This is a genomic window from Amycolatopsis sp. NPDC004368, assembly GCF_053602515.1.
On record NZ_JBSGDT010000009.1, the window covers coordinates 91,263 to 108,462 of the forward strand.

The 17,200-nt window shown below is 69.8% G+C and carries 18 protein-coding genes; 5 read left to right on the forward strand and 13 right to left on the reverse strand.

Annotation, left to right across the window (positions count from 1 at the left end):
* Window positions 1-16: 16 nt before the first annotated feature.
* The gene (locus ACWEOE_RS15760) at window positions 17-349 is read left to right on the forward strand and encodes a hypothetical protein (protein ID WP_452009060.1); all 333 of its coding nucleotides are present in this window, start codon (window positions 17-19) and stop codon (window positions 347-349) included.
* A gap of 62 nt (window positions 350-411) precedes the next feature.
* On the opposite strand, the gene ACWEOE_RS15765 is transcribed toward ACWEOE_RS15760, so the two are convergent.
* The 8 genes from ACWEOE_RS15765 to ACWEOE_RS15800 all read right to left on the reverse strand — a co-directional run bounded on the left by ACWEOE_RS15765 (window position 412) and on the right by ACWEOE_RS15800 (window position 8,533).
* Window positions 412-735 (reverse strand): putative quinol monooxygenase, encoded by a 324-nt coding sequence (locus ACWEOE_RS15765; RefSeq protein WP_452009062.1) that lies wholly within the window; start codon window positions 733-735, stop codon window positions 412-414.
* A gap of 173 nt (window positions 736-908) precedes the next feature.
* Window positions 909-2,558 carry a chaperonin GroEL gene (groL, locus tag ACWEOE_RS15770; RefSeq protein WP_452009065.1) on the reverse strand — a complete coding sequence of 550 codons (1,650 nt, stop codon included), beginning with the start codon at window positions 2,556-2,558 and terminating at the stop codon, window positions 909-911.
* Window positions 2,559-2,608: 50 nt separating this feature from the next.
* Window positions 2,609-3,109 carry an iron-sulfur cluster assembly protein gene (locus ACWEOE_RS15775; RefSeq protein ID WP_452009068.1) on the reverse strand — a complete coding sequence of 167 codons (501 nt, stop codon included), beginning with the start codon at window positions 3,107-3,109 and terminating at the stop codon, window positions 2,609-2,611.
* On the reverse strand, window positions 3,106-4,152 hold the full coding sequence (locus tag ACWEOE_RS15780) for an amidohydrolase family protein (RefSeq protein WP_452009071.1): 1,047 nt from the start codon (window positions 4,150-4,152) through the stop codon (window positions 3,106-3,108). The genes ACWEOE_RS15775 and ACWEOE_RS15780 overlap by 4 nt, the downstream gene beginning before the upstream one ends.
* A gap of 95 nt (window positions 4,153-4,247) precedes the next feature.
* The gene (gene mimD, locus ACWEOE_RS15785; RefSeq protein WP_452009074.1) at window positions 4,248-4,598 is read right to left on the reverse strand and encodes a propane 2-monooxygenase effector subunit MimD; all 351 of its coding nucleotides are present in this window, start codon (window positions 4,596-4,598) and stop codon (window positions 4,248-4,250) included.
* Window positions 4,595-5,698 carry an aromatic/alkene monooxygenase hydroxylase subunit beta gene (locus tag ACWEOE_RS15790; protein ID WP_452009077.1) on the reverse strand — a complete coding sequence of 368 codons (1,104 nt, stop codon included), beginning with the start codon at window positions 5,696-5,698 and terminating at the stop codon, window positions 4,595-4,597. The genes mimD and ACWEOE_RS15790 overlap by 4 nt, the downstream gene beginning before the upstream one ends.
* Before the next feature lie 56 nt (window positions 5,699-5,754).
* Complete coding sequence (locus tag ACWEOE_RS15795) at window positions 5,755-6,804, reverse strand: FAD-binding oxidoreductase (protein WP_452009080.1); 1,050 nt, start codon at window positions 6,802-6,804, stop codon at window positions 5,755-5,757.
* 91 nt (window positions 6,805-6,895) lie between these two features.
* On the reverse strand, window positions 6,896-8,533 hold the full coding sequence (locus tag ACWEOE_RS15800; protein WP_452009083.1) for an aromatic/alkene/methane monooxygenase hydroxylase/oxygenase subunit alpha: 1,638 nt from the start codon (window positions 8,531-8,533) through the stop codon (window positions 6,896-6,898).
* Window positions 8,534-8,812: 279 nt separating this feature from the next.
* Between ACWEOE_RS15800 and ACWEOE_RS15805 the strand changes: the two genes are divergently transcribed.
* Together ACWEOE_RS15805 and ACWEOE_RS15810 are read left to right on the forward strand one after the other, a co-directional pair.
* Window positions 8,813-10,594 carry a sigma-54-dependent Fis family transcriptional regulator gene (locus tag ACWEOE_RS15805; RefSeq protein WP_452009086.1) on the forward strand — a complete coding sequence of 594 codons (1,782 nt, stop codon included), beginning with the start codon at window positions 8,813-8,815 and terminating at the stop codon, window positions 10,592-10,594.
* A 49-nt stretch (window positions 10,595-10,643) separates the two neighbouring features.
* A complete protein-coding gene (locus ACWEOE_RS15810) occupies window positions 10,644-11,204 on the forward strand; it encodes an enoyl-CoA hydratase-related protein (protein WP_452009088.1) in 561 nt (186 codons plus the stop codon).
* An 82-nt stretch (window positions 11,205-11,286) separates the two neighbouring features.
* On the opposite strand, the gene ACWEOE_RS15815 is transcribed toward ACWEOE_RS15810, so the two are convergent.
* Complete coding sequence (locus ACWEOE_RS15815; protein WP_452009090.1) at window positions 11,287-12,318, reverse strand: LLM class flavin-dependent oxidoreductase; 1,032 nt, start codon at window positions 12,316-12,318, stop codon at window positions 11,287-11,289.
* A gap of 148 nt (window positions 12,319-12,466) precedes the next feature.
* On the opposite strand from ACWEOE_RS15815, the gene ACWEOE_RS15820 reads away from it, so the two are divergent.
* On the forward strand, window positions 12,467-12,985 hold the full coding sequence (locus tag ACWEOE_RS15820) for a L,D-transpeptidase (RefSeq protein ID WP_452009093.1): 519 nt from the start codon (window positions 12,467-12,469) through the stop codon (window positions 12,983-12,985).
* 16 nt (window positions 12,986-13,001) lie between these two features.
* On the opposite strand, the gene ACWEOE_RS15825 is transcribed toward ACWEOE_RS15820, so the two are convergent.
* The 4 genes from ACWEOE_RS15825 to ACWEOE_RS15840 all read right to left on the reverse strand — a co-directional run bounded on the left by ACWEOE_RS15825 (window position 13,002) and on the right by ACWEOE_RS15840 (window position 16,217).
* On the reverse strand, window positions 13,002-14,297 hold the full coding sequence (locus ACWEOE_RS15825) for an NAD(P)/FAD-dependent oxidoreductase (RefSeq protein WP_452009096.1): 1,296 nt from the start codon (window positions 14,295-14,297) through the stop codon (window positions 13,002-13,004).
* Between the two features lie 84 nt (window positions 14,298-14,381).
* Window positions 14,382-14,795, reverse strand: coding sequence for a VOC family protein (locus tag ACWEOE_RS15830; protein WP_452009098.1), 414 nt, complete (start codon window positions 14,793-14,795; stop codon window positions 14,382-14,384).
* 187 nt (window positions 14,796-14,982) lie between these two features.
* Entirely contained in the window at window positions 14,983-15,768 is a 786-nt protein-coding gene (locus ACWEOE_RS15835) for a SigB/SigF/SigG family RNA polymerase sigma factor (protein ID WP_452009100.1), read from the reverse strand.
* Window positions 15,765-16,217, reverse strand: coding sequence for an ATP-binding protein (locus ACWEOE_RS15840; protein ID WP_452009102.1), 453 nt, complete (start codon window positions 16,215-16,217; stop codon window positions 15,765-15,767). Before ACWEOE_RS15840 ends, ACWEOE_RS15835 begins: the two co-directional genes overlap by 4 nt.
* Before the next feature lie 215 nt (window positions 16,218-16,432).
* Between ACWEOE_RS15840 and ACWEOE_RS15845 the strand changes: the two genes are divergently transcribed.
* On the forward strand, window positions 16,433-17,164 hold the full coding sequence (locus ACWEOE_RS15845) for an ANTAR domain-containing response regulator (RefSeq protein WP_452009104.1): 732 nt from the start codon (window positions 16,433-16,435) through the stop codon (window positions 17,162-17,164).
* Window positions 17,165-17,200 lie beyond the last annotated feature (36 nt).

A 17,200-nucleotide genomic window follows, 5' to 3' on the forward strand; every position in this document is an offset into this window, starting at 1 on the left:
GCGAAGGAGTGACCACATGGGACTCAAGGACATCGCCGCGTCCACCACCGAGCTCTACACCGCCACCCGCGTCTTCAGCTCACCGGTCGAAAAGGATGGCATCGTTGTCATCCCGGCCGCCATGATCACCGGCGGCGGAGGCGGTGGCCAGGAGGCCCCGGACAAGGAAGGTCTCGGCTACGGCCTCTTCGCCCGCCCGACGGGCGCCTTCGTGATCCGCGGCTCGGAGGTGAAGTGGGTACCCGCCATCGACCTCACGGCGTGGGGCATCACGGCGGGGACGGTGGTGGTGTCGCTGGCGTGGATCCTGGCCCGCGCGACCCGGCGCAGGCGGGGGAGAAAGCACTGAAACACCCACCGAAGCCGGACCCGTCGCGGGAACCCGGCTCCGGTGGGTCGTGGTGGGAGCGGTCAGTCGACGCGGAGCTCGGCCATGGGGCTCCAGCCGGCGCCCGGGGCGTCGAGGCTGACGATCTCCGGGGTGCGGGCGAGGACGTCGGGCAGCCACGCCATCGTGCGGGCGAAGTGGGGTGACGCCACGTGCGCGCGGCCGGCTGCGGCGTCGGCGAAGGCCTCGACCAGCACGAACTGGTGGGGGAGGTCGACGCTGCGCGACCACTCGAAGAACAGGTTGCCGGGTTCGCGGCGGGTGGCCAGGGTGAAGTCGTCGACCAGGGTGAGCCAGTCGTGGGCGCGCTCGGGGCGCACCGTGAACTTCACGACGATGAAGATCATGCTGTCCTCCGCACGGCGCGCACTGCACAGCAGACGAGAGACCGGGCGTGAGCCGGGCGCCGCGACCACCCGTGCTCACGACCGGCCGCGGTGCCCGGCGGGCGTCCCGCGCCGGGTACCGAGTCCCGGAAAGGGGGCCGGCGGGGGACGGAAACCACCCGCCGGCCCGCCGATCAGTAGATGTTCGACGGCCGGACCATGCCCTCGGCGAGGTCGCCGAAGCCGGGGGCCACGATGGCGCCCGGGTTCTGGATGATCTCCTCGACCACGAGCGTCTCCGTGGTCAGCAGCAGGGCCGCGATGGACGCCGCGCTCTGCAGGGCCGAGCGGGTCACCTTCAGGGGGTCGATGACCCCCGCCTCGAACAGGTCGCCGTACTCGCCGGTCAGCGCGTTGAAACCGTGGCCGAGGCCGGCGGCGCCGACGCGGGCGAGGACCTCGTCGCCGTCGTAGCCGGCGTTGATGGCGATCCAGCGCAGCGGCTCGGCGAGCGCGCGGCGGACGATGTCCCGGCCGATGGCCGCGTCGCCGGTCAGGTCGAGGCTGTCGACCTCCGCGCGGGCCTGCACCAGGGCCGTGCCGCCGCCGGCGACGATGCCCTCCTCGATCGCGGCGCGTGTGGCCGAGAGCGAGTCCTCCACGCGGTGCTGCTTCTCCCGCAGTTCGACCTCGGTGGCCGCGCCCACGTGGATCACCGCGACACTGCCCGACAGCCGCGCGATCCGCGCCTGCAGGCTGTCCTGGTCGTGCTCGTTCTCGGCGCGTTCCAGCTCGCGCTTGATCTGCTCGATCCGCGCCGACACGGCGGTGTCGTTGCCCGCGCCGCCCACCAGCGTGGTGCTGTTCTCGGTGATCGTGATGCGCCGGCAGCGGCCCAGCTGCTCCAATCGCACGGCGTCGATGCTCTGGCCCGCGTCGCCGGTGATCACCTCGCCGCCGGTGAACACGCCGAGGTCCGAGAGCTCGGCGATCCGCCGGTGCCCGAAGCCCGGCGCTCGCACCACGACCGAGCGGAACGTGTTGTGCACGTTGTTCGCCACGAGCATGCCCAGCGCGGGCCCATCCACGTTCTCCGAAATGATGACCAGCGGCTTCTGCGTCCGCGTCACCTGTTCCAGGATCGGCATGAGCGTCTGCACCTTCGAGATCTTCTCGTTGGTCAGCAGGATGTACGGGTCCTCGAACACCGTCTCCATCCGGTCTTTGTCCGTGGCCATGTACGGCGAGATGTAGCCGTTGTCGAACTCCACGCCGTCCACGAAGTTCACCTGCAGCCCGAACGCCGGCGACTCCTCGACGGTCACCACACCGCCGAGCCCCACGCGGCCCATCGCCTCGGCGATGATGTCGCCGATCTCCGGGTCGTTGTTGGCCGACAGCGTCGCGACGTGCGCGAGGTCGGCCGCCTCGGTCACCTCACGCGCCGAAGCCTGCAGCACCTCGACCACGCGCTGCACGGCCTTCTGGATGCCGTTCTTGAGCAGCTGCGGGTTGGCGCCCGCGTCGACGGCCCGCAGGCCCTCGCGCACGATCGCCTGCGCCAGCACGGTGGCGGTGGTCGTTCCGTCGCCCGCCACGCCGTTGGTCTTCATCGCCACCTCCTTCACCAGCTGTGCGCCCATGTTGGCGAACGGGTTGCGCAGCTGGATCTCCTTGGCGATGGTCACGCCGTCGTTCGTGATCGTCGGAGCTCCGGTGAGCTTCTCGATCACGGCGTTGCGCCCCTTGGGGCCGAGCGTCACCTTCACCGCGTCGGCGAGCGCGTTCACACCCGACTCCAGCAGCTGGCGAGCTTCGACGTTGAACCTTAAATCCTTGGCCATGTCTGTCCTTTCCGTACGGAGGTTGTGGTCGCGGCAGAACCTGCCGGCGGTCAGGCGGGGTCTTTGGCGGACCCGGTGCCGGTGCCGACGAGAGAAATCCGGGGGAGGGGAGACCGGCCGCGCAGCTGCACGGCGGTCACACCGTCGCCGGGCCGCCCCGGCGACAGGGCGTCCACCTGCCACCCCGCGGCCGCCAGGTCGCGCACGGCCTGCTCCAGACAGGCCACGTGCACGCCGGTGCGCGGCGCCGGGAGCACTTCGACGACGGACGGGTGATCCTCCAGCACGATGTCGACGGTGTCGACGCACGGCAGCGCCAGCACCGCGTTGTGTGCGTCGGCCACCAGCACGTACGCCAGCTCGGGTGAGCAGAACTGCGCGGGCAGCCGAAGCCGCACCGAGACCGAGTGCCCGCGGTCCTCGCACAGCCGCACGTGGACGCCGGCCACGAACCCGAGGTTCGTGATCGGCTCGTGGAACTCCGGGTCCACCACGCCGGCCAGCGCCTGCCGGACGCGGCTCGTCAGGGTCTCCGCCGTCGCCGCGGTCACGACCGAGCCGCCGATCCGGCCCCCGCGCCCGCACCGACGGCCGGGCGGGCGTCCGCCATCCCGGCGGTCACCTCCGCCGGCACCTCGAGGTCGTAGAGCCCGGCCGCGTTGAGGCCGAGGATCTTCTTCTTCGCGTCAGTGCTCAGCGTGCCGTACTCGCCCTGCATGTCGTCGGGGAACTCGAAGTCCACGAACGACTCGACGAGCCACTTCGGCTGCCAGATCGCGTAGTCACTGGCGAAGGTGATGCGGTTCTCGCCGAGCCAGTAGAGCAGCTCGCCCACGACCTGCGCGAAGTAGCGCGGTCGCGTGTGGATGAACGGCATCGCCACGGCCAGCCCGCCGTAGACGTTCGGCTCCTGCGTGGCGATCCAGCAGAAGTCCTCCAGCCGCGGCAGGCCCACGTGCTCGACGACGAAGTTCAGGTTCGGGAACGCGGTCGCCGCTTCATCCACGTCGGCCACGTCGAACCCCTCGTGCACCGCGGGGTCGATGGCCGGTCCTTTGTGGACGTGGATGTTGCGGATCCCCAGCTGCTCGCACTTTTCCAGGTACCGGTGGCACCACGGGTCCGAGAGCCGCCAGCCCCGCGACTCACCCTTCCACTCGGCCGGGTACAGCGTCACGCCCTTGAGGTCCCAGCGCCGCGCCAGCGCTTCGAGCTTCTCCAAGCCGGCCTCGCCGTCGCGAGGGTCGAGCGCGCCGTTGACGATGAACTTGCCGGGGTGGTTCTCCGCGACCGCCCCGTCCTGCTCGGTGGTGCTGAACCCGTTGACGTAGAAGTCGGTCAGGTTCCTCGGCTGGAAGATGGCCTTGTCCACGTGGCCCGCGGTGAACAGGTCGGCGACCAGCGTCTCCTCGGAGTATTTGCCGAACTTTTCCGGCGACCACAGCCATTCGGCGGGGCTGAGCGTGCGGTGGTGGTCGTAGAAGCACTCGATGAAGCCCTTGCCGTACCGGTTGGCCTGGTTGGCCGGCGAGCCGTCCCAGAAGTGCACGTGGCTGTCGACGATGAAGTAGCTCTCGCCGTCCTTGCGGTACATGGGGAGTCCTTTCGCGGAAGGGCCCGGGGGCCGGGGCCGGGACGGCGAGCACCGTCCCGGCCCGGCCCCCCTTGGGGTGAACCGGTGTGCGCGGGCTACTCGACCGGTTCGAGGTCGAAGTCGATGTACTCGGCCGCGTCCTCGGGGTTGGCGAACAGCACCGTCTCGTCGTCGAGGTGGACCATGCGCCCGTAGTGGGTCGACATGATCTCCTCGAAGTCCGGCTGCTCGAAGTCGAACCCGATCGCCTCGGAGATCTCGTCCCAGTTGAAGACGATCTTGTTCGTGCCGTCCACGCGGATCATGGACGGGTACTCCGCCACCGTCACGCCGGCCTTGCCGCGCATGACCTCGGCCACGACGTAGCCGTTCTGGTTGTTCATCAGGGTGACGCCGCACATGTTGGAAGCGGTGCGGTCCACGGAGAACTGCCTGCTCGCGGTCATGAAAGCAGCCCCTTCGGTTCGTCGAGGGAGAGTTCGGACAACAGGGTGCGCAGGCCGGTGACCGACGCGTTCCACGACTCGGCGAAGGACACGACCTTCTCCTGCGGCTGCGACCAGATCGGCTGCAGCGCGCGGGCGGCGGCTTCGGACACCGGCACCCACTTCTCGAGCCACCCCGTGAGCACCTGCTTGTTGTGTGCGGAGTGCTCGGCGTCGCTGGTGAGCATGCTGAACAGGGCACGCGTGTAGGAGCGGTCCCGCTCGTAGTCGTGCTCGCCGGCCCCGACCACGGTCGGCGTCACGTAGTCGCCGTTGCGGGCGGCCACCTGCATCACCAGGTGGCTGCGGAACAGCACACCCACGAGCGACTCGAACACCACGTTGGCCGCGAAGAGCGACTCGGCCCAGTCACCGATCGCGGTCAGGCGCTCCACGTTCTCGCGCACGCCCTGCCACGCCGGGTCCTCGTGCCACACCGAGCGGTGCACCGAACCGTCGAAGTCGATGCCCGACTCGGTCACGTCCAGGTTGTACAGCGCGAGGTCCTGGGCGAAGCGCAGCTTGTGCGCGGTGTTCACGGCGATCGCGTTGTTGATCATGTTCGTCGGGGCCGAACGCTGCTCCGAGCAGAACACGTGCATGCCGAGGCCGTGCTCGGCGTGCATCCACGCGCCGAGGTGGCGCTCGACGAACCTGGCCCAGCTCGGCGCCCAGTTCTGGTAGGCGCCGGCCTTCTTGGCGTTCGCGAGGTTGAGCTGGATCTGCCGGACGACGTTGGAGTTGTTCCGGAAGATCGTCTGTTCCCACTCCTCGTTGGGGTCGAGGAACTGGTGCCAGTTGCCGGACTTGAGCTCCGTCCACTCCTTCGGGTAGCCGCCCGGACCGTCCGCGAAGCCGTAGATCCAGCCCTGCGAGAGGTGGCGCTCGGGGTCGGGCTGGACGTCGAAGGTCACGTCCTCGTACATCGTCGCGCGCAGCTTGCGCGGCTTGAAGTAGTTGTAGCTTCGGCTCTTCGAGCTCGGGAAGTCCAGCAGCCCGGCCTCGGCGCCCGTGAACTCGGGCTTCGGGAAGCTCTGCTGGGGCTTTTCCGTACTGACCATGAGCACACCTCTCTGTGTGTGGTGGCCTGCTTCGGGTGGGGTCGGCCTCGCGCGGTCTAGTCCTGCGCCGCGGCCGTGATCGTGAACTTGTCGTAGAAGACCTGATCGGACGGCACACCCAGGCTTTCCAGCAGGGGCAGGGCCGCGTCGATCATCGGCGGCGGGCCGCACAGGTACACGTCGCATTCGGCGAGGTTGTCCTCCCGCCGTTCGAGCACCTGGGTCACCAGCCCGGTTTCGCCTTCGCCGTCACCCGGCCAGCCGTCGGGAGCGGTGTCGGACAGGCACGGCACGAACCGGAACTTCGGCAGCTGCCGCGCGAGCTCCGCCATCTCGTCGAGGTGGAAGAGGTCCCGTTCGGTGCGGGCGCCGTAGTAGTACACAACCTCCCGCTCGTTGCCGCTTTCCGCCATCTGCCGCAGCAGCGCCAGGATGGGGGACATCCCGGCCCCGCCGCCGACGAAGACCAGCCGCCGGTCGGAGCTGACCCGCAGGGTGAACGTGCCGTAGGGCCCGGTCACCTCCAGCGGGTCGCCGGCGGACAGGGGTCCTTCGAGCAGCCCGGAGAACTTCCCACCGGGGTAGCGCTTGATGATGAACTCGAGGATCCCGTCGGCCACCGTGACATTGGCCATGGAGAACGACCGGTGCTCGTCCGTGCCGGGGATCTTGATGTCCACGTACTGTCCCGGGTGGAACCTGATGCCCGCGTCCTCGTCCACCTTGAGGCGGACGAGCGAGATGTCGTGGGTCAGGTCGGTGATCGACTCCACCGTGGTTCCCGCCGTGACGACCGGCAGGCCGGACCGGATCATGTCCTCGTCGTAGTTGGTCAGCTCGATCTCGACGTCGGAGTACGCGTGCCCTCGGCAGAGCAGCACGAACCCTTCTTCGCTTTCGTAGTCGGCCAACGCGAACGTGGAGTACCGGTCCATCTGCAGGTCACCCTCGAGCAGGAAGGACTTGCACGCCGAGCACTGCCCCTCCTTGCAGCCGTGCATGAGCATCACGCCCTGCCGGAAGGCCGCGTCGAGGATGGTCTCGTCCTCGTCGGCCTCGATGTCGATGCCGACCGGTTCGAACCGGATCTTGTGCTTGTCGCCCATGGACGCCGCTCCTGGGGATGGGGGCACCCACCGGGGCACCCGGGACTCGAACCCGGGAACCCCGGCGGGATGCCGTTTCGGGGTTGCGGCCTCAGGCCACCGTGACGTTCGGGTTCGCCTTGTACGCGGCGACGTGCGCCTCGCGCTCGGCGTCCGACATCTTGTTGAGCGCGATGTTCGGGCTGCCGAAGGTGATCCCGCGGACGTCGTTCAGCGTCCACAGCTTCTTCGGGTCGTCGAGGTCGAGGTGCGGCTGCGGAATGAGGGTCTTCCCGTCGTCGCGGACGTATCCGAGGTCGGAGATGATGTCGGCGAGGTCCATGCCGTCGTAGAGCGTCTCCCACTCGCGCTTGCCCGTGAGCCGGCCCATGTTCGGGGTCTCGCGGCCCTCGTACTCGCCGCGGAACGCCGTGGTGTCGGTCCAGGCGCAGGTCTCCGAGCAGTAGGTGCGCCACTGGTCGTCGACCTTCTCGGTCACCATGTCCTCGCGGATGAGGCACGGCACCATGCAGGTCCAGCAGCGGTGCGGGTACTCGTAGCCGACGTTCTCGAACGCGATCGGCTTGTTCTTGCCCGGGTAGCGCAGGCGGTTGTACGCCTCCCACCACTTGCCGAACTGGTTGTACCAGCCCGGGTACTTCGCTTCGAACCACTCGAAGTCGGTGTCGGTCATCGGGTCGATGCGCCAGTAGTTCACCGGCCACCCGGTGGCGAAGAACTGCGCCACGCGGTGCACGTAGTGCTTGTTGATGATCCGGTCCCACGCCTCTTCGACGAGGTCGTGGGGGATCTTCAGGCCGTACTTCTCGAGCGGGATGAGGTAGCTGCGGTAGTAGTCGTCGTAGATCCACCGCCGCCACATCTCGGCGTAGCTGTCGCGGTCCTTGCGGCGGTCCTTCGTGCCGTACTCGATGAAGGTGCCGATGGCCGCGTCGACCACGCAGTGGTTGTTCCACCAGGCGTAGCGCAGGTCGCGCTCGAGCAGCTGCCGGTTGTCCTCGTCCGCCAGCGCCATCAGCAGGATGGAGTAGCCGTTGCTGATGTGGCGGGACTCGTCGGACTGCACGGAGTGGAACACCGTGGGCAGCAGGTAGTCGCCGTTGGCCGCCGCCTCCGAGGGCATGGCGACGAACAGGGTGTTCGTGAACGCGGTCTCGGCCACCACCGTGAGGTAGATGTTGGCCGCGGTGATCGCGTCACCGGTGATGAAGCCCTCCCCGAACTGCCGGCCGATGGTGCCGGCGTAGTTGTTCGAGAACGCCTTCTCCGTGATGTCGAACCCCGCGGGGTCGATGTAGTGGTTCATGTAGAGGCGCTTGAGGTTCATCTGGATCGTCGAGTGGCGGACCTCGTCGATCATCTGCACCGCGAGGCCGTTGTGCACCTCGGGGTTGGGCACCGCGTCGATGGCCATCGGCATCGCGCGGGCCGCGGAGATCTCCGGGAACGGGATGATGGACAGGAACAGCTTCTGCCACTCCATCCAGCGTTCCTGGACCTGGCGGAACATGTTGCCGCGGATGGCGCCGTCCATGGCGCCGAACACGCGGTTGTCCTTTTCCTCCTCCATCGGGAAGTAGGACCGGAGAATCTGCTTGAGCGGGTCCTTCTTGGGGGCCTTGTCGAACTTGTAGTCGGTCCCGAAGCGCTTCGCGGGGGTCGCGAAGGTCGGTTCCCACGACAGTTCCGTGATCTTCTTGTGTGCCTTGCTCAGACTTTGTCGACTCACGCCGTGTACCTCCACCTGATCGCCTCGTCGGCAGTTCCTGGCTCGGCTTGGTTCGCGCCGCTCGCGGGTGGTGATCCGGTCCCCGGCCGCTTGGCCCGCCGGGCACCGGATGCAGCTCGCACGTCGCCGTCCGGATGCAGGGAATGACACCGCGAGTACCCTGTGATGGTGGTCTCAATATGAGACAGGCAGTGGTCGGCGCTGCCGTTATGGTGACTGGCACACGACGTCGTGTGCCTGGCTGGGGCGCACGGCGCCCTACTGCCGGGAGGTGAGGCTTTGACCGACGCAGGCGCCTCCATCACGTCGCCGGACCGCCTGGCGACGGCCAGGGAGCAGTTCCTGTCCACGGAGCAGGTCGACGCGGAAAGCGTCCGCAAGACGATCCTCGCGTCCTGGTGGCGGTCCCGGACCCACCGGGTGGCCGCCGACTCCGTGAAAACGCCGTACGTGGCGGACCCCGATCTCGAGACGCCGCTGCTGCAGAGCGCGGGCGCGGTGCTCGACGCGCTGGAGGACAAGCTGAGCGACCTCGCCGTGAGCGTGGTGCTCACCGACGACCAGGCGCTGGTGCTCGACCGCCGCACGGAGGACCGCGCGCTGGAGCGGTACCTCGATGGGGTGCAGCTCGCGCGTGGATTCAGCTACGCCGAGGAGTTCGTTGGTACGAACGGGATCGGCACGGCACTCGAAGGCAGGCAGCCGACCGCCGTGTTCGGCCACGAGCACTACGCGGAGAACCTCGACACGCTCGCGTGCGCCGGGGTGCCGATCCGCCACCCGATCTCGGGCCAGGTGCTGGGCCTGCTGGACCTCACGTGCTGGAAGAAGGACGCCGGCCCCCTGCTGCTGGCGCTGGCGAAGGCGACCGCGCATGACATCGAGACCGAGCTGACGAACCAGGTCGGGCTGCGGGAGCTGAGCCTGTTCTCGGCCTACCTGCGCGCCTGCCGGCGTGGCCAGGGGATCGTGCTCGCGGTCAACAACGACCTCGTGATGCTCAACGACCACGCCCGCCAGCTGCTCGTGCCCGAGGACCAGGCCGCGCTGCTGGCGCGGGCCGTGGAGGCGCTGAGCTCGCAGTCGGACCGCTCGCTGTCGATGGACCTGCCCAGCGGCGCCCGCGCGCGGCTGTCGTACACGCCGGTGTCGAGCGACGTCGGCCCGGCCGGCGGCGTCGTGCGCGCCCGGCTGCTGCAGGAGCCCGAGGTGGTGTCGGCGCGCATCGACACGCGTCAGCCGGTGCTGCCCGGGATCGTCGGCACGGGGGCGCTGTGGGCGCGGGCGTGTCACTCGGTCGGCCGCTTCGCGCGTGACCGGAAGTGGACCGTGCTCGAAGGCGAACCCGGCAGCGGCAAGCTCGCCATGGCCCGCGCCGCGCACTCCGGCTCCACGGCGAGTGCGCCGTGCGAGGTCGTGGAGCTCGCCGGCGTGGGGCCGGGGGAGTGGGAGGCCCCGGTGCGGCGTGCGCTGCGCAAGGGCCCGGGCACGGTGGTGTTCCGCCACCTGGACAAGCTTTCGGCCGGCGAGCAGCGGTCGCTGGCCGCGGTGCTCGATGCGGCGCGGCTCGACGCGAGTGTGTGGGGCGTCGCGACGGTGTCGGAGGGTGAGCAGGACGGTCTCGACACCGACCTGATGCGCCACTTCCCGACGTCGGTCACCGTGCCGCCGCTGCGCCACCACATCGAGGACGTGCGCGTGCTCGTGCCGTTCCTGCTCGCGCAACTCGGCAAGGGCCCGCTGCTGCACTGCTCGCCGGCCGCGCTTCAGCTGCTGCTGCGCAACGAGTGGCCGGGCAACGTCGCCCAGCTGCGGCAGGTGCTGCGCAAGGTCGTGCACACCCGCCGCGCCGGCGTGATCGAGCCGGAGGACCTGCCGCCGGAGTGCCGCACGGTGGTCAAGCGCGTGCTCAACCCACTGGAGTCCCTGGAGCGCGACGCGATCGTGCGCAGCCTGCTGGACGCCGACGGAAACAAGTCCCGCGCGGCCCATTCCCTCGGCATGTCGCGGGCCACGATCTACCGCAAGATCCGGGACTACGGCATCGACATCCCGTCGTGAGCGGCGCCCGGATCAGGGTGTCCGGGATCGGGTGCTGGGAGGACGGCACATGATCGACCTGGAGCACGACCACGGCGTCGCGGTGGTCCGGATCCACGAGCACCCGGACTTCGAAATGCACTGCGGCACCATGGTTCCCGAGACCCTCGACCGCATCACGGCCGCCCTCGCCTACATCGGTGGCTCCCACGCGGTCGTCCTCACCGGCGGCGACGACGTCTTCGCCCGCGGCTTCGCGGGCGGCGCCGCCGACCGCCTGGAACGCGCGGTGCTCGCCATCGCGCAGCACCCGAGCCCGGTGGTCGCCGCCCTGGGCGGCGACGCCCTCGGCGCCGGCTACGCCCTCGCCGCGGCGGCCGACTCCCGCGTGATGTCGGCCGGTCGCCTCGGCCTCGGCGCGGGCGCCCGGGTCACCCCCGCCGTGACGGAGGTCCTGCGCCGCCACGCCGGCCCGGTCTGGCGCACGGTGTTCACGGGCGAGCGCACGTTCAGCCCGGAGTCTGCACTGGTTGCCGGGTTGGTCGAAACGTGTTGCGCGCCAACGGATCTGCTCACGGTGGCGGTGCGCCGGGCGGCTCGGCTGGCGGGTGGGGCGAAGCAGTTCTGCTGACTCCGCGCGGCGAGGGAGGTGCACTGCCGCTCGTACGATCGTGGGCCGGGCGGCGCGACCCGCGAGCCCGCCCCCGCACCGCTCAGCCGAACTCCTTGCGCACCTGCGGCAGCACCTCGGTCCCCAGCAGTTCGATCGCCTTCATCACCTTCGCGTGGGGCACGCCCGACCAGTCCATCTGCATGGCGTAGCGGTCGGCACCCGTCAGTTTGCCGACGGTGATGAGGCGGTCGGCGACCTCGTTCGGGCTGCCGACGAACAGGGCACGGGCGCCCTCGGTGAACTGGTCGTACTCGCGGCGCGTGGGCACGGCCCAGCCGCGCGAGCGGGCGCCCCACTTCATGGTCTCGAGCCAGTACGGGAAGAAGGTTTCCTTGGCGTCCTGGGAGTTCTCGGCGAGGAAGCCGATGGCGCCCATGGTCACGTCGTGTTCGTCGTCGGTGTGGTCGCCGGCCGCGGCGGCGCGGCGGTAGAGGTCGACGAGCGGGGCGAAGCGTTCGGGCTCGCCGCCGATCACGGCGTAGACCACGGGCAGGCCGAGCAGGCCGGCGCGGATCGAGGACTCCGGGTTGCCGCCGGTGCCGACGGAGATGCGCAGGCGCCGGCCGTACGGGCGCGGGTAGATGTGCGCGTTGTCCAGCGGCGGGCGGAAGCGGCCCGACCAGGTGATCGGGTCTTCGCGGTCGATGCGCAGCAGCAGGGCGAGCTTTTCCTCGAACAGCTCGTCGTAGTCACCGAGGTCGGCGCCGAAGAGCGGGAACGACTCGGTGAACGAGCCGCGCCCGGCGAGCAGCTCCGCGCGGCCGCGGCTGAGCTGGTCGAGCGTGGTGAACTGCTGGTACACGCGCACCGGGTCTTCGGTGGAGAGCACCGTGACCGCGCTCGCGAGCGTGATGTGCTCGGTCACGCTCGCCGCCGCGGCCAGCACGGTGGCGGGGTTCGAGATCGCGTAGTGCTCGAGGTGGTGCTCGCCCAGGCCGTAGAACCCGAGGCCGAGCTCGTCGGCGAGCTTGATGCGCTCCAGCGTCTCGGCGAGCCGCTGCGCCACCGACACCTGCTCGCCGGTGATCGGGTCGGGGGTGCGATCACCGAAGCTGTAGATACCGAGTTCCATGTCCACTTCCTCGCGAGGTCCTGGCGTCGAGCCTACCCGGAGTCGATGACGCGTCAACATTCTGCGCCGGTAGTGTCCGCGGTCACGGACTCAACCTTCGGGGCCGCCCATGCGTTGACCACGGTGGACCGGACAAGAGGAGTTGCCGATGCAGGCGAAGATCCGCGCGACCGTGCTGGTGGTGACCGCGGCCGCGCTCACGGCGTGCGCCGCACCGCAGGCGGCCACACCCACGCCCACACCGCTGGCCGACGCGTCGAGTCTCGCACCCGCCACCACCGTGACGACGCCTTCCTCGACGACCCCGCCGCCCCCGGCTCCGCCGTGCACGGTGAGCACCGGGGCGTGCGCGAGCCTGTCGCTGCGGCTGGCGTGGCTGCTGAAGGACGGCGTGGTCGTGCACGGCCCGGTGGCGATGGAACCGGGCGACGCGAGCCAGCCGACCCCCGTCGGCAGCTTCGCGGTCGCGTGGAAGGACAAGGTCCACACCAGCAGCGAGTACGGCGACTCGATGCCCAACTCGGTGTTCTTCGCCGCCGGGGGCATCGCCTTCCACGCCGGGCCGTTGGACAAGCCCTCCCACGGCTGCGTCCACCTCTCCGACGCCGACTCCGAGGTGTTCTTCGACGGGCTCCCGGTCGGAGCCTCGGTCCAGGTTGTGGCGTGATCCGTCCACACCGGACTCACCGGCGGAGGTGCGGCACCTCCGGCGAGTCAGTGTCGAGCGGCACGGACGGGCCGCGGACCAGTCCCAGTTGGACGGTCGGGCGCCGGCTCACCGTCGCGAGCGCCCAGCCCGTGGCGGTGCGCAGGCGGTTGCCCGGCATCGCCAGCAGGTGGTAGCCCCGCGTCACGAGCTTCGCGGGCCAGCCCGACAGCGGCAGGTGCAGGGGATTGGCGGCCGCGCGGCCCGCGCCGAGGTCGACGACGAACCCGAGGTCGTGGTGGCGGTACATGGCGGGCTTGCCGTAGCCGAGTGACGCGGCGACGTTGTGCCCGGCGAGCCGGCCCTGGCGTTCGGCGTGCTGCGCGGTCATGGCCGTGTACTCGCCGGGGCGCGTGAGGTCCGGCACGGCCGCGGCGTCGCCGCACGCGAACACGTCCGGGTGGCCCGGCACGCCGAGCTGTGCGGTCACCACCACGCGGCCCTTGGCCGTGGGCAGGCCGATGTCGGCCACCAGCGGGTCGGGCCGCACGCCGACGCACCACACGAGCGTGCGAGCGGGCACGCGCTCGCCGGTGGTGAGGGTGACGCCGTCGGCGTCGGCTCCGGACACCGAGGTCTTCATCAGCACTTCGACGCCGCGCTCGCGCAGCACCGCGTCCGCGGTCCGGCCCAGCCGTGGCGACAGCTCGGGCAGCACCCGGTCGGCGATGTCGAGCAGCAGCCACCGCACCGGCTGGCCCGCGAGCTCGGGGTGGCGCGCGGTGAGGGCCTCGGTGAACGGCGGGCCCTGCGCCGCGACCTCGGTGCCCGTGTACCCGGCGCCGACGACCACGAACGTGCAGCGCGCGGCGCGTTCCGCCGGGTCGTCGGCCGCGGCGGCGAGCTCGATCTGGCGGGTGATGTGGTCCCGCAGGTAGAGCGCCTCGGGCACCCCGCGAAAGCCGTGGGCGTTCTCGCAGACGCCGGGGATCGGCAGGAGCTTGTTCACGCTGCCGGCGGCGAGCACGAGCCGGTCGTAGGTCAGCTCGTGGGTGCGGTCCTCGGGGTCGGTGTAGCCCACCGTGTGCGCGTCGAAGTCCACAGTGGTCACTGCGCCGAGCACGAGCCGCACGCCGTGCAGGGTGTCCGGGATGGACACGGTGATGCTGCGCGGGTCGAGCAGGCCGGCCGCGACCTCGGGCAGCAGGGGCAGGTAGAGGAAGTAGTCGGTGGGGTTGACCACCACCACTTCCACGTCGTCGTCGGCGGTCTTCAGCAGCTGCTTCGCCGCGTTGTACCCGGCGAACCCGCCGCCCACGATCACGACCCGCATCACGTCTCCTGTCCCTCGGGGTGGTCCGGACACGCGAGGGCTACCCGGCGGCGGTGCCGGGTAACCCGGGCGCCGCCGGGTGGCTCAGCCCTGCGGCTGCGCGATGTTGACCATCCAGCCGATGCCGAACTTGTCGACGCACATGCCGAACTCGTCGCCCCACATCTGCTTTTCGAGGGGGACGGCGACCGTTCCGCCGTCGGAGAGCTTGCCCCAGTAGCCGCGCAGCTGGTCGCCGTCGTCGCCGGAGAGGCTCACCGAGATGTTGGTGCCCGGGTTGTGGTCCATGCCCGGCGGTGTGTCGGCCGCCATCAGCGTGAACCCGTTGTCGGTGGTGAGCTGGGCGTGCATGATGTTGTCCGCCGCGGGGGAGTCCGCCATGCCGGATTCCCCGAACGTCATGATCGTGAGCGTTCCGCCGAACACGTCCCGGTAGAACTCCATCGCCTGCCGGGCGTCGTCGCGGAAGCTGATGTACGGGTTGAGGATCGAAGCCACCGGACACTCCTTCGTCGTGGACGGGAATGAATCCTCGCAGAAGACGCAGGGCCGGACAACGGGTTCGCTCCTGCGGGTGAAGAAGCCGAATTCCCGTAACGGGAACGGGCGGCGGTACCGCGGAGTTTTTGTTGGTGTGTGGCGTTTTCCGGCGTTGCCGGTGAAAAGATTTCGGTTCGTGCCGCGCTCACGGGTCGGTGGTGAGCTTTCCGCGGAGCTGTTCGAGGGTCTGCGACAGCAGCCGCGACACGTGCATCTGCGAAATGCCCACGCGATCGGCGATCTGGGTTTGCGTGAGGCCGCCGAAGAAGCGCATCACGAGGATGGCGCGTTCGCGCTGCGGCAGTTCCCGCAGGAGCGGTTCGAGGGCCTCGTGGTTTTCGATGTGCTCGAGTGCCGAGTCCTCTTCGCCGAGGGTGTCGGCGAGCGAAAGGGGTTCCGCGTCGTCGTGCACGGGCTTGTCCACCGACAGCGTCTGGTACGCGTTTCCGGCGATCAGGCCTTCGTGAACCTCGTCGACGTCGAGCCCGAGGTGCTCGGCGAGCTCGGTCGGTGTGGGCGAGCGCCCGAGCGTCTGCGACAGCGCGCTCGATCCGTGGCTCAGCGCCAGGTGCAGTTCCTTGAGCCGGCGCGGCACGCGCACCGACCAGCCGGTGTCGCGGAAGTGGCGGCGGATCTCGCCCATCACGGTGGGCACGGCGAACGACAGGAAGTCGGGGCCGCGGTCGGGGGTGAACCGGTCGATCGCGTTGATCAGCCCGATGCGGGCCACCTGCACGAGATCCTCGCGCGGTTCGCCGCGGCCGGTGAAGCGCGTGGCGATGTGCTCGGCCACGGGGAGGAACTCCGTGACGAGCCGCTCGCGCAGGCGCGGTCGCCGGGGGTCGTCCGCCTCCAGGGCGGCGAACTCCTCGAACAGCGGCACCGTGTGGGCGTATTCGTCGCGGCGCCGAGTGATCGGCTGCTGGTTCACCGGGCCGTCCCCGCGCCCAGCTCCAGGTGGATCGACAGCGTGTTGCCGGCCGAAGCCGACGCCGGGGCGCTGGTGGCCGACACGGAGGTGGCCAGGGTGGTGAGCACGTGCCAGCCGAAGCTGCGCTCGCTGGGCAGCCGGGCGTGGCCGGTCGTGGTCTCCACGGTGATGGTGATGCCCTCGGGTGCCACGCGGAAGCGGCACGTCATCGTCTCGCCGAAGTCCGCGAGCTCCACGAGCTGCGCGCACGCCTCGTCCACGGCCATCTTGGCATCGGCGATCGCGTCGAGCCCGTAGTCGGCGCGGGCGGCCACCGCCTGCGCCAGCATCCGCACCAGCGGGATCTGCCCGGTCTCCGCGGGCAGGCGCAGCTCGACCACCTCCGCGAGCAGGTCGTCGACCGCCGGCATCCCGTGGCTCGGCGAGCTGCCGGCTCCTTCGTTCTCCATGACCCCCGGTTACCCACGCGGCCCCGGTCCGACACGTCGAATCCGTGGGACGCGTGGTGCAGGAGGGGAGCGGCACCGCGTGTGGGACAGGCGATCGGATGCAGTAATGTCCTGAGAGGACCCGTTAAAGCGCTAGCGGCCAGTAGTGGCGCGCGCCCGGGTCTCGCCTGGTCTGCGGCGCCCTTCAAGTACCCAAGAGAAGGGGCCAGGGAAACATGACCGGCGGCCAGGAACGGCTATCCGCACGGCTTGACGAAGTCACCGTGGCGATGGAGTCGCTGACCGCGATGCTCGACCACCAGGAACTCGATCTCGGGCAGATGCTGCAGGCGGTGTGCGAGCACGTGGTGCAGGTGGTGGCCGGGGCTGACATGGCGAGCATCACCTTGGTGCGCGACGGGGTCGGGGAGACCGTCGCCAGCACCGACCAGCGCGCGGTGAACTTCGACCGCGAGCAGTACCGCATCGGGGACGGGCCGTGCCTGCGCGCGGCCGAGACGGGTGTGCCCGTCCGCGTCGGGGTCGGCGCGGTCGCCGACCAGTGGCCGCAGTTCGCGTCGGCCGCCGAAGAGCTCGGCGTGGCGAGTTTCCTCGCGGCGCCGCTCACCGTCGACGGCGACATGAGCGGCGCCATGAACTTGTTCGGGTTCGGCGAACACGGGTTCAGCGACCTCGAGGTGAAAATCCTCGAGCTCTACACCGCGACGGTGGTGTTCGGCCTGCGCAGCGCGCGCCGGTACTTCGACGCGCAGGAGCTGGTGGCCCAGCTCAACCGGGCGCTGGCCACGCGCGCGGTGATCGACCAGGCCAAAGGCATCCTGATGGCCGCCCACCGCATCACCGCCGAAGAAGCTTTCCAACGCCTCGTGAAGCGTTCGCAGGACGGAAACCGCAAGCTCTACGACGTGGCGGCCGAGTTCGTGGCCGCCGTGTCCAGTTTTACCTGACCCCGCCCCGCGCCGGTACGCGTGCCCGCGCGCGAC